Raw genomic sequence first — 12131 nt, 5'->3', positions numbered from 1 at the left:
ACTTGCCAAACCGCGTTTGTATAAATACGCAAGTAGCTCAGGCTGATAGGATAATTCCTGCTAAAAAGAGGAATATGGCTCGTAAGTTGCTTCTGTACCACTGTCTCTCACCTCACCTTTTGTAATCATGAAATCGTTCATAAAATCCTTCTTGGGACTCACCTTAGGCGTGTTGCTAGCTAGCAGCGCCGCGGAGGCCCAGGTTCGGGTGAATGTTAATATTGGCGCCCCTGTTTGGGGCCCGGCCGTTGGGCCAAACGTTGAGTACTACTATATCCCCGAAATCGACGGCTACTACGACCTGTACTCGCAGCAGTACGTGTACCTCGACAACGGCTACTGGGTAAGTTCGCCTTATTTGCCCCAAGTGTATGCCGGCTACGATCCGCGCTTTTTCCACCCCATCGTGATTGACTACGTGGGCCGCAATCCGTGGAGCTACATCGGCAGTCACCGCTCGGTGTACTACTCACGCTACGGCTACGCCAGCGCGCCAGGCTGGCGCTACCCCGTGCCGCCCCGGGTGTATGGCAACTACCGGCAGCCCGTCATCGTGAACCGCCCATACTCGGGGTATAACCCAGGACCTGGCTATGGCCGGGGCTACGATAACCGAGGCGGTTACGTCGACAACCGCGGTGGATATTACAACAATGGGGGGTACTACAATAACCGGGGCAACGACAACCGGGGTGGTGGCTACAACAACCGAGGTAATGACAACCGCGGTGGCGGCTATGATAACCGGGGTAACGACCGTGGTAATGATAATCGCGGCGGCAACTACGATAATCGTAGCAATGATAACCGGGGTAATGACAACCGCGGCGGCAACGACAATCGCGGGGGCGATACGCGGGGCGGCGAAAACCGTGGTGATAATACGCCCGGCCGCAACGACAACGGTGGCGACCGGAGCCGCGGGCGCATTCGCTAGGGTACATTTCGCTGCATCTCACTAAAGCTCTTCCAGGACACTGGAGGAGCTTTTTGCATATGCGGGCGATGGTTTTTGTTTATAAAAAGGCACCATAAAAAAGGAGCAGCAGCCCGCACAGACCAGCAGGATTCGGGCGAGTGTGGCGCGTTCCTCCGAATCGATACCTAGCTTTGCCTTCTCCTGCTAATGTCATCTTGCTAGTGCCAGCTTGCCCCGTCTGCTTATGAATAACCCGATTCTCTCCTTCGAACACATCACCGTTCGCTACCTGCAACAAGTGCTGTTCGCCGACCTTACGTTTCAGGTGATGCCTGGCCAGCAGTGGGCACTAGTTGGAAAGAGCGGTTCGGGCAAAAGCGCTTTGCTGGAGACAATTGCCGGCAACTTCAACATCATGGGCGGTAACGCTAGCCTCCCGCTGCTGGAAGAAGTGGTGCAACGGCACATCGGCGCCGACCCGTTTCTGACGCCGCGCAAGCTCATGGGGAAGGTAGGGGCGAAATACGCTTTCCGGACCCTTTCCAATACCACGGAGTTCTACTACCAGCAGCGCTTCAATGCCCACGACTCGGAAGATGCCCTCACCGTGCGCCGCTACCTAGCCACCATTCAGTCGTACGCCGAGCAGCCCTTCTGGACCTACGAGCGCACCATCGACACGCTGCACCTAGCGCACTTGCAAGAGCAACAGCTGATCAAGCTCTCGAACGGTGAAACCAAGCGCCTGCTGATTGCCGCGGCTCTGCTCAAGAACCCGTTACTGCTGCTGCTCGACAACCCCCTAACCGGCCTCGACAAGCAAACTCGCGCCACCTTCAATGATATTCTAGGCGCTATTACGGCTTCCGGCATCACCATAATCATGGCAACGGCGCCCGGCGAAATCCCCATGAGCATCACCCACGTGGCTGAGCTGGACGCGGGGCATATCGTGAGGACGAGTACCCGCGAAGAGTACCAAATGCAGGAGGCGGCTACAACGGAACTACCGCCCTTGGACGAGCAAGAGTTACGAGCCTTGCTCGCGCTAGCTCCCACGCCAGCCTTCGAGGTAATAGCGCAGCTCAAAGATGTATCGATTTCTTACGGGGGCAAGCGCGTACTCGACCAGATCAGCTGGGAGGTGCGACAGGGCGAGCGGTGGGCCCTGGTGGGTCCAAACGGCGCCGGCAAATCAACCTTGCTGAGCTTGCTTAACGGCGACAACCCGCAGGCGTACGGCAAGAACATCACCCTGTTCGACCGCAAGCGCGGCAGTGGCGAAAGCATCTGGGATATCAAAAAGAAGATCGGGTTTGTGTCGCCCGAACTCTTCCAGTACTTCCCGTCGCAGAATACCTGCCAACAAGTCATCGAATCGGGCTTCTACGACACGCTAGGCCTCTTCCGGAAAAGCCAGGCGCCCAACGCTGCCCTGGCTTTGCGCTGGATGCGCGTGCTAGCTCTGGAGCATTTTGCGGCTACGCCCTTCCGGAAAGTAGCCGCCAGCGTGCAGCGCCTATGCCTGCTGGCCCGCGCCATGGCGAAAAACCCACCCTTATTTATTTTCGACGAACCGTGTCAGGGGTTGGATGCCGAGCAGCAGCAGCACTTCAAACACGTGCTGGATACCATCTGCCAGGTCAGCAACGCTACCCTGATCTACGTGAGTCACTACCAGCAGGAAATTCCGGCCAGCGTGACCCACGTGCTACAACTAGACCAAGGCAAGCAAGTGGAAGCATGAACAGAAGCACGACCACCTAGGTAAGTGTCGGCCCATACACAACTACGCCGCCGCCGACGCATATTGGGCGGCGGAGTTGTAGTAAACAGTAAATGATCGACAGAGCCTTAACGCAAATGCAGTAGCTACAGTAGCACCCAGCTTACCATCATCGCAATAGCCAGAAGGCCTGTCGTCAGCCAGAAAAGGCGCGTCACCCGGATGAGCTGCTGCCGGAGTTTGGTGGAATAAGGTGAGTAATGCAGACGATTTGAGATTTGCGGCTCCCACGTATTTTGCCACGCTACGCGGCAGGCGCTCAGCAAGCGAAGCAGTGTTACTAGTAGTGGATTACGAGAAAAAGAAGGGGGACTCGTGAGGTTCATAGCTAAATGAGAGGTATGGCGGGTTGGCAGGTCGGATTTGCTCGATAAAAATCGTGATTCGCACGACGAACCACTTTCGCGAAACGGATTTTATTTTTCTTGGGCAGAGGCTTTGTTTCTCGCCAAAGAATGCAGATGTTTATGACTCTATTGTAAGTCAGGGAGTTATCTTTTTTGTCTGCATGAAGCCTTTTTTCCAATTTCGGAGTGCGGAGTTGGTCGATAATTGCCAAACGGACGTCCGAGCACAAACAGGCTTATTGCAGGCTGACACCATCTGGCACGGGGCCGATGGTGGGGAGCTAGTCTTTACCGACTATCTCATGGACGGCTTGCAGATGACCCACATGGCCGGCCACCTCGACCGGTCGCTGCGGGTGGAGCTAGCCGTTGAGCAGCCTTGGGTAGCCTTCTACTACCAGCTACAAGGCGATATGGCATCGCGCCGGTGCGCTCTGCGGCCTCTCCACGTGGGCGTGGGCCACCAGAATGTGATGGGTGATGAAGCACCCGTAAATACCTACACGTTTCGGGGGCAACAAGCACACTTTAGCAGTTTTTGCCTGCATCTAACGCCTAATCTTTTTACGGACATGGTAGCCAACAACCTCGAGTGGGTGTCTATGCACGAAAAGCACCTAGGTCGAGGCGAACCGTTTGTGATGCTGCCGCCTGGGACCGATATCAGTCTCAAGCAGCGCATGATTATTCAGCAGATTGTGCAGTGCCCCTACACGGGTACGCTGAAGAAAGCCTTTTTGGAGGCGCGCATCATGGATCTGTTCGTGGAGCAGCAGGCGGAGCTAGGTCGCCTTGTGCCGCGCCTGAGTGCCCGCGAGCGGGACTTGCTGTTTCGCATTCGCGACTTCCTCGATTGTCATTATGCGGAGCCACCTAGCCTGCTGGAGTTGGCGCGCCTATTCGGTACTAATGACTTCAAGCTCAAAAAGGGCTTCCGGCAGCTGTTTGGGACTACTGTGTTTGGCTACATCGCCGAGCAGCGCCTGCGCGTAGCCGAGCAGCTGCTAACGCTCACGGACCAATCCATCCAGGAAATTGCCGAGTCGGTGGGCTTCACCAATCCGGCGCACTTTACGACTGCTTTTCGGCGCAAGTTTGGCGCGACGCCTTCCCAGATTCGGCGCCTGCCGCAGAAGCACCGCTACACGAAGGTGTCGGTGGATGCGTGGCTGAAGCGCGCAAAGGAACCATTGCCTACTGCGTAGCGGTCGGTACTCGCTGCATCATGCTGGCATCGTTCCTAGCGAAGCCGAAGGCGCTTCTGCGCATCCTTTTCAGCTCTGGCACCCTGAAGCAAGGGTCACGCTCCTTGTGTACCTAGGTTTCGGGTAGAGCAGAGCAATGGCATTACTGGAGAGCGTATCGTGGTCAGGGTGTTTGCCAACTGAAAAGTTAAGTGGGAGCTTGCTTAACTGGTTTGGTAAGCTAGGTCGGAGCAGGTAAGTGTAGCATTCGGGCTAATGAGCTGATTAAGCTAACTTATTGAAAATCTTGCCGTTTTAGGAGAAGTTTTTAGCTCTAACCTCAACACTATGCCCAGCGCCATCCAGCCCCAGGAACTCGACCTGCTCAAAGATAAAATCAAGGACATCAGCTATGCCATGCTCACCACCCAAGAGCAGGACGGCGATTTCCATACCCGCCCCATGTACACGCACGGCGTGGACGACGACGGCACTCTTTGGTTTTTTACCTACAATGACTCCCGTAAGGTGGAGGAAATCCACCGCAACAGCCGCGTGGGTATTAGCTACGCCGAAAACGACGCTCAAACCTACGTGACCCTAGCCGGCACCGCTGAAGTAATCCGCGACGAAGCCAAGATCGATGAACTTTGGGTGGGCGGCCTGAAAGCATGGTTTCCGAAAGGCAAGGGCGACCCAAATATCACGCTGCTCAAAATTCAGCCGCACCAGGGCGAGTACTGGGACAAGCCCGGCGGCAAAATCAACAGCCTCTTTCAGATGGCCAAAGGTGCTCTCACCGGCGCGCCCGACAACAGTCAGCACAACGAGAAATTCGGCGAACAACCAAGCTAGGTTGACAAGGCCGCAAGAGTACGAAGAAAAGGCACCCACTAGGGTGCCTTTTTAGGTAAACAGAACCAGGACAGGGCGGGCGCGGCCTGTCCGACAAGAGCTAGCACAACTATTCCAAAGCGAGCTACGTGTCTAATGATGACGCACCCCTAGCCGTAGCCCTATGGATTTCTCAATTGCCTGGCAGAAGATCAACCAAATAGCCCACGATACAATGGCAGCATTGCCCAACTTGTTCATTGGGTTGCTCGTGTTCATTATCTTCTTGTTTGTGGCGAAAGGTGTCCGGGCGATCGTAGAACGAGTTATTCATCGTCGTGAGCACGGCAGCGAGAGCCTGAAGCTGTTGCTCAGCCGTTTGGCCTACGTGGCGGTGCTTATCCTAGGCGTGCTCGTAACGACTACCATTGTGGTACCTAGCTTCACCCCGGCCAGTCTGATTAGTGCCTTGGGCGTGGGCGGCATTGCCATCGGCTTTGCCTTCAAAGACATCTTTCAGAATTTCCTGGCCGGTATTCTGCTGCTGCTCACCGAGCCCTTCAAAATCAACGACCAGATCAAGTACAAGGACTTCGAAGGCACCGTGGAAGCCATCCAAACGCGGGCTACTTCCATCAAAACCTACGACGGCCGGCGCGTGGTTATTCCGAACGCCGAACTGTTCACTAACGCCGTAACCGTGAATACCGCCTACGACAAGCGCCGCCTGCAATACGACATCGGCATTGGCTACGGCGACGACGTAGCGCGCGCTAGAAAAGTGATGGTAGAGGCGATGCGCGAAGTAGAAGGCGTCCTCACCGATCCGGCGCCTGAAGCCTTGGTCGTTGACCTAGCTGAAAGTACGGTTAACATCCAGGTGCGTTGGTGGATCAACCCGCCCCGCCGCACCGACGTGATGCACGCCCAGGATGCCGTGCTAGAAGCCATTCGCAACAAGCTGACGGAGAATGGTATCGACCTGCCCTTTCCAACCCAGCAGATCCTCTTCCACGACCAAACTGAAGAAACCGACGGCGACCGGAAGCGGCAACGCGAAGGGTGGCCCGCAGGCGCAGGCAACGTGCCGAAGCCACGCGCAGAGGTTGTGCGGGCCGCGCAAGAACAAGCAGGGCGAGCCGAGTACCAGGGCAGTTAGGGCGCTATCAAGAAAGCTAGGGTGTCGGGAAAAGCTTAGCCGTACTACTAACCAGCGCTTCCCTTGTGCGCCGGTTAGGCTTTTTACTGCGAGAACGTTGCCGTGGCTAGTGAAGAAAGATTAAGTACTGCGGAAGAGTAAATCCTTAAACCTAGGCAAGCCTAGTGCAGTAAGCTATTCATCTGCAAATGATAAGCTTATACTATGCATTTGGGTAGTACGTATGTTCCCACCGCGGGTGAGGTCGGCATTTTGTGCATGGTTACCTACTTTTTCTTGTCGGTGGCTGCTTACGCTTTCTTGGGCAACCTGATTTTCTCGCTCGCGACCCACAGTAGCGTAGCGCCTGAGCACCGCATCTCCCGCACCTTCGAAGCCATTATTGCGGCCGTGGCAGGCGTGTCGTACTTCTTGATCCTGAGCGACTACCACCACATGTTGGAGGACCTAGCGAAGCTCACCGACGAGGCTAGCCGCCACCAACTAATCAACCGCAGCTACAATGCCATCGGCCAATATCGCTACATGGATTGGGCCGTGACCACGCCGCTGTTGCTGCTCAAGATGGTGGGTGCGCTTCGGATTAAGCCCCACGAAGCGCCGCGAGCCATTTTTACGCTATTAGCGGCTGATTTCTTTATGGTGCTGACGGGCTACATTGGCGAGCAACAGCTCACAGCTGCCGGCGAAATTATTGCGAGCCAGAAATTACTGTGGGGCGCTATTTCTACTGCTGGCTACGTGCTGGTGCCGCTTACCTTGTTTGGGCTGTGGAAGCGCTTTAAGGACCGGGCCAAGGAACCCGAGCGCCGCGCCTACAAGTGGATGGCCCTTACCACCGTGACTACCTGGGGCGCGTATCCCATCGGCTACCTGCTCACCCTGACGGACTTAAACTTGAACTGGCTGCACATCTCGTTCACCATTGCCGATATTATTAATAAAGTAGGCGTCGCCGTTGTGCTATACCTAGCTGCCAAAAAGCTGTTGGAAGAGCGCGTGCCGGAGGAAGCCGTGCTGCCCGGCCATCAGGTTAGCTAGGTTTTCAGTGTGCCCAGCGCAACAATAGAGGAGCCACACGGGCATTCGACCAAAAACGGCAGCTAGCACTACAGGGCTAGCTGCCGTTTGCATTTGGCCTGTAGGCTTTGCGGCCCGACCTAGGTACCGGCAAACGGCAGCCAGAAGAAGCCAGCCTAGGACTAGTTTACACAACCGATAAACTTGCACACGGCATTTTATCAATGACCTTCTATCTTTGGCGTACGCGCACGGCCAGCAGCGGCCTAGGCGTGAACAATAGTCAGTACAAACAACCCCCTAGAGGACAATGGCAAAAATTAAAGTAGCGAATCCCGTTGTGGAGATGGATGGCGACGAGATGACGCGCATCATCTGGAAATTCATCAAGGACAAGTTGATTACCCCGTATCTGGAACTGGATATCAAGTACTACGATTTGGGCATGGAGTACCGGGACGAAACCAACGACCAGGTAACCATCGACGCGGCCAACGCGGTGAAGCAGTATGGCGTGGGCATCAAGTGCGCCACCATCACCCCCGATGAGCAGCGCGTAGAGGAGTTTGGCCTAAAGCAAATGTGGAAGTCGCCCAACGGCACCATTCGCAACATCTTGGACGGCACCGTGTTCCGCGAGCCAATCGTGACGAACAACGTACCCCGCTTGGTGCCCAACTGGACGGCTCCGATCTGCATCGGCCGTCACGCCTTCGGCGACCAGTACCGCGCTACCGACTTCGTAACCAAAGGCAAAGGCAAGCTCACCATCACCTTCACCCCCGAAGATGGTGGCGACGTCCAGTCGTTTGAGGTGTTCAACTTCAAGAACGACGGCGTGGCCCTGGCCATGTACAACACCGACGAGTCGATCCGCGGCTTCGCGCACTCCTGCTTCAACCAGGCCTTGATGAAAGGCTGGCCCCTGTACCTCTCCACCAAGAACACCATCCTGAAAAAGTACGACGGTCGCTTCAAGGACATCTTCCAGGAGATCTACGAGCAAGACTACCAAGAGAAGTTCAAAGCTGCCGGCATCACCTACGAGCACCGTCTGATCGACGACATGGTGGCCTCGGCGCTGAAGTGGAACGGTAACTTCGTGTGGGCTTGCAAAAACTACGACGGCGATGTGCAAAGCGACACCGTAGCGCAAGGTTTCGGCTCGCTGGGCCTGATGACCTCTACGCTGGTAACTCCTGATGGAACGGTAATGGAAGCGGAAGCTGCCCACGGCACCGTAACCCGCCACTACCGCGACCACCAGAAGGGCAAGCCAACCTCAACGAACCCTATCGCCTCGATCTTCGCTTGGACGCGTGGCTTGGAGTTCCGCGGTAAGCTCGACGGCAACCAAGAGCTCATCGACTTCTGCCACGCCCTGGAGGCCGTTTGCGTTGAGACCGTAGAAAGCGGCAAAATGACGAAAGACCTCGCCGTTTGTATCCACGGCAACAAAGTGGAGCACGGCCGGGATTACCTCTACACTGAGGAATTCCTAGATGCTCTCGACCAAAACCTGAAAGCCAAGCTAGGTCAGTAAGCGTTAAGCGCGAGTAACAAAAAAGCCCATCTGGTCGCCAGATGGGCTTTTTTGATGGTTAAGCAATTATGGCCGAGTAGCGTGGACTTTGTAGTCCGCGCTGAAGCCAGTACAAGCGCGGACTACAAAGTCCACGCTACTCGGTTACACTTCTAAACTCAGCTAGTTTGTAGAGGTCGATAGCCGCTGGATCTACACACTGCAACCAATCTTGTTGAGCTAGGTGGAGCGTACACGGCCCGTAGGTGAAGAGCCGGATACTTCGACCTTGTGCCTCCGCTCGCAACCTATCCAGTACTTGCTGCAACATGCGGCCTGCAAACGGCGTGTACAGAAAAAAAACGGTGCCATCGGAGTAGTCGGCGGTGCGGGCGTCGGCTTGAATAAACGTTACCCGCGGCAGGTTTAGCTCGGCCGCACAGGCGCTGGCATACGCGCAATAAGCAGGCTCCACTTCGACGCCTTTGGTGGCAGCGCCACTAAGCAAATTCACCAGAATAGGAACATGCCCCAAGCCAGAACCTAGGTCATATAATACGTCCGCGCTGGTGAGCTGGGCTTTCTCAACCAACTCAAAAATGATCCGCGCGGGCGTCTTCTGGTAAAACACCATCTCCGGCTCTCGCTCCTGCGTCTCCGACGGAAAAGCTAGGTCGGGAAACAGGCCGTTGGTAAACACATCGAGGTTATCATACCCAATTTCCGCCTGTGCCTGCTCGCCCCCGGCACCGCGTCCGACATACGTGTTAATCAAAGCTAGGAGGGAGGCTCCTCGGCAATGACCCATCTGAATATCTTCCCGCAACCGCTGAAATAAGGTAGCGTCGATGGCTTCTAGTTGGCGCTTTACGGCCTCCGCACGCTGTTGTAGAAGGAGCAGCTCTGTTGGGAAATTTGACGCTTGAAGTAGTCCTGTAATCCGGTCAAAGACGTGAAATTCTAAAGTGTCTAGCACTTCTACCCGGTTATTGAAATTTAGCTCTTGGTAGAGCGTTGCGTTCCGCTCAATAGCCTCCAAGTCAGCTTGTATTTTACGGGTGACCATTGGCGGCTTCAATTGTAAGACTAGTAAAAAGTCACTTATTTCTGATGCTAGACTTACTCTAATGGAGGTGTAAAGTCAATATTATGAGGCGTAATGTGCTGATTAATAATGCGCTATGTTGTTATGGCTTCGTTTTATAAGTCTAATATATAGGAATTTATTTGTGCTATTGATCTAGGATCGACCTAGCTTTGAATCATCAATAAATCTTATTTTAATAATAATATGGTCGCGGTTAAACGTAAAATAGGTGTTTTGGTGTGGTGTGGTTTTTTGCTGTCAAGCTTACTAAGCTGTAAAAAAGAGGAGAATGGTCCAACAACTCCATATTATCAATTTACCGATGATGACAAGCTATGGCTTAATTCAAAGCAAGGTGATAAATGGGTATTTGAAACAGAAACTGGGAAACGCCAGAGCTATTTAATAGATACTATTCAGAAGAAAATTAAATATGAAAATCGTGATGGTAATCTAGGTTTTCATTGGGGTTCGTCAGTGAAGTTTTATTCTGATGAAGTTAAAATAGAATTTACAAGATTAGATTCACTCGGATTTTATTCGCTTGAATTCCGGCGTACTTTACCTAAAGGCGCTGATTATTACAATCCTCCGTCGGGAAATGGAGAGTTTGCATTCGGCGGATTATGGAGGACTTATAATGGAAGATTCAATTTTCAGCAAATAGCTGGTAATGTGAATGTAGCGCCTTCGCAACTTAAGTTAAGTAGTCCTATAACCTTGACGATACGAGGTAAAGTATATAACCGAGTTATAATAATCTCACCCGATCAGTTGGATAATCTATTTGTGGAAAAAACTTATATCAATACTATGTATTATGATCAGCAAAATGGTGTTGTAAGGATGGTTAGTACAACAGGTGAGGTATGGGACCGTTTGCCATAAGTTTTTAATTACAAAAGAACCCCGCGCCAGCCTCACAGCCAACGCGGGGTTCTTTTGTAATTGGCCTAAGCCAATGTATTACATATCCTTGATAATTTCATCCCCGAACTCCGAGGTCTTCAGCAGGGTGGCGCCTTCCATCAAGCGCTCGAAATCGTAGGTGACGCGCTTGGCGGCAATAGCGGCTTCGAGGCCTTTGTAGATGAGGTCGGCGGCTTCCTGCCAGCCTAGGTATTCCAGCATCATGGCGCCCGACAGAATCACCGAGCCGGGGTTTACTTTGTCTTGGTTGGCGTACTTGGGCGCGGTGCCGTGGGTTGCTTCGAAGATGGCGTGGCCGGTGGCGTAGTTGATGTTGGCACCCGGCGCAATACCGATGCCGCCCACGATGGCGGCCAGGGCATCGGAGATGTAGTCGCCGTTTAGGTTCAGGGTGGCAATTACCGAGTAGTCGGCGGGGCGGAGCAGGATCTGCTGGAGGAAGGCATCGGCGATGCTGTCCTTAATGAGGATCTTGCCGCCGTCGAGGGCTGCTTTCTGCTGGGCATCAGCTACTTCCTGGCCTTGCTTGGCTAGCACTTTGTCATACTGCGCCCAGGTGTACACTTTGTCGCCAAACTCGCGCTCGGCTAGCTCGTAGCCCCAGGTTTTGAAGGCACCTTCCGTGAACTTCATGATGTTGCCCTTGTGCACGATGGTCACCGAAGGCTTCTTGTGCTCGATGGCGTACTCAATGGCCGCGCGCACCAGCCGCTCCGTGCCCTCTTTCGACACCGGCTTGATGCCAAACGACGAGGTTTCGGGAAAGCGGATTTTCTTTACGCTCATCTCGTCTTGCAGGAATTCGAGCATTTTCTGCGCCTGCGGAGTGCCGTTCATGTACTCAATACCCGCGTAGATGTCTTCGGTGTTTTCGCGGAAGATTACCATGTCCGTGAGCTCGGGGCGCTTCACCGGCGACGGCACGCCTTCAAACCAGCGCACCGGGCGCACGCACGCATACAGGTCTAGCTCCTGGCGCAAGGCCACGTTCAGCGAACGAATACCACCACCCACGGGAGTCGTCAGCGGACCTTTAATCCCCACCAAATACTCGCGAAATGCCTCCAGCGTATCGTTTGGCAGCCAGTTGTTGACTTGCTTAAATGCTTTCTCGCCAGCCAACACCTCTTTCCACACCAGCTTACGCGTGTCACCGTAGGCTTTCTCTACTGCGGCATCGAGTACGCGTACGGAAGCTGCCCAAATATCTGGCCCCGTGCCGTCACCCTCGATGAAGGGAATGATGGGTTGGTCGGGAACGTTCAGCTTGCCGTCTTTGATGGTGATCTTTTGTCCTGCCATTTTAAAAAGGTCGCGTCAGGTATTAGGTGACGGTATTAATA

Annotated in this window: 11 protein-coding genes; 8 read left to right on the top strand and 3 right to left on the bottom strand. The window is 54.1% G+C overall.

Translation table 11 applies throughout. From position 1 onward, the window contains the following. The first annotated feature begins 127 nt into the window (after positions 1-127). Together BXP70_RS21815 and BXP70_RS21810 are read left to right on the top strand one after the other, a co-directional pair. The gene (locus tag BXP70_RS21815; RefSeq protein ID WP_086596247.1) at positions 128-937 is read left to right on the top strand and encodes a hypothetical protein; all 810 of its coding nucleotides are present in this window, start codon (positions 128-130) and stop codon (positions 935-937) included. A gap of 226 nt (positions 938-1163) precedes the next feature. Further along, complete coding sequence (locus tag BXP70_RS21810; RefSeq protein ID WP_086596246.1) at positions 1164-2666, top strand: ATP-binding cassette domain-containing protein; 1503 nt, start codon at positions 1164-1166, stop codon at positions 2664-2666. A 125-nt stretch (positions 2667-2791) separates the two neighbouring features. Here the strand turns inward: BXP70_RS21810 and BXP70_RS21805 are convergent, their stop codons facing one another. Next, on the bottom strand, positions 2792-3031 hold the full coding sequence (locus BXP70_RS21805; RefSeq protein ID WP_086596245.1) for a hypothetical protein: 240 nt from the start codon (positions 3029-3031) through the stop codon (positions 2792-2794). Between the two features lie 182 nt (positions 3032-3213). On the opposite strand from BXP70_RS21805, the gene BXP70_RS21800 reads away from it, so the two are divergent. The 5 genes from BXP70_RS21800 to BXP70_RS21780 all read left to right on the top strand — a co-directional run bounded on the left by BXP70_RS21800 (position 3214) and on the right by BXP70_RS21780 (position 8792). After that, on the top strand, positions 3214-4257 hold the full coding sequence (locus BXP70_RS21800; protein ID WP_086596244.1) for a helix-turn-helix transcriptional regulator: 1044 nt from the start codon (positions 3214-3216) through the stop codon (positions 4255-4257). Positions 4258-4584: 327 nt separating this feature from the next. Continuing rightward, on the top strand, positions 4585-5091 hold the full coding sequence (locus BXP70_RS21795) for a pyridoxamine 5'-phosphate oxidase family protein (protein WP_086596243.1): 507 nt from the start codon (positions 4585-4587) through the stop codon (positions 5089-5091). Positions 5092-5254: 163 nt separating this feature from the next. Then, positions 5255-6229, top strand: a complete 975-nt coding sequence (locus tag BXP70_RS21790) for a mechanosensitive ion channel family protein (protein WP_086596242.1) — start codon at positions 5255-5257, stop codon at positions 6227-6229. A 258-nt stretch (positions 6230-6487) separates the two neighbouring features. After that, positions 6488-7270, top strand: coding sequence for a bacteriorhodopsin (locus tag BXP70_RS21785; protein WP_179197774.1), 783 nt, complete (start codon positions 6488-6490; stop codon positions 7268-7270). A gap of 289 nt (positions 7271-7559) precedes the next feature. Continuing rightward, positions 7560-8792: an isocitrate dehydrogenase (NADP(+)) gene (locus tag BXP70_RS21780; RefSeq protein WP_086596240.1), complete on the top strand. Its 1233-nt coding sequence runs from the start codon at positions 7560-7562 to the stop codon at positions 8790-8792. Positions 8793-8928: 136 nt separating this feature from the next. Here the strand turns inward: BXP70_RS21780 and BXP70_RS21775 are convergent, their stop codons facing one another. After that, positions 8929-9837 (bottom strand): hypothetical protein, encoded by a 909-nt coding sequence (locus BXP70_RS21775; RefSeq protein WP_086596239.1) that lies wholly within the window; start codon positions 9835-9837, stop codon positions 8929-8931. Between the two features lie 225 nt (positions 9838-10062). Here BXP70_RS21775 and BXP70_RS29560 point away from each other — a divergent pair, with 225 nt between their 5' ends. Further along, positions 10063-10746 (top strand): hypothetical protein, encoded by a 684-nt coding sequence (locus BXP70_RS29560; RefSeq protein WP_143436621.1) that lies wholly within the window; start codon positions 10063-10065, stop codon positions 10744-10746. A gap of 78 nt (positions 10747-10824) precedes the next feature. On the opposite strand, the gene icd is transcribed toward BXP70_RS29560, so the two are convergent. Then, on the bottom strand, positions 10825-12090 hold the full coding sequence (gene icd, locus BXP70_RS21770; RefSeq protein WP_086596238.1) for an NADP-dependent isocitrate dehydrogenase: 1266 nt from the start codon (positions 12088-12090) through the stop codon (positions 10825-10827). Between the last annotated feature and the right edge of the window lie 41 nt (positions 12091-12131).

Origin of the sequence: Hymenobacter crusticola (genome assembly GCF_002154225.1) — a bacterium.
Lineage (GTDB): Bacteria > Bacteroidota > Bacteroidia > Cytophagales > Hymenobacteraceae > Hymenobacter > Hymenobacter crusticola.
This window is presented reverse-complemented; position numbering and strand designations above follow the sequence as displayed.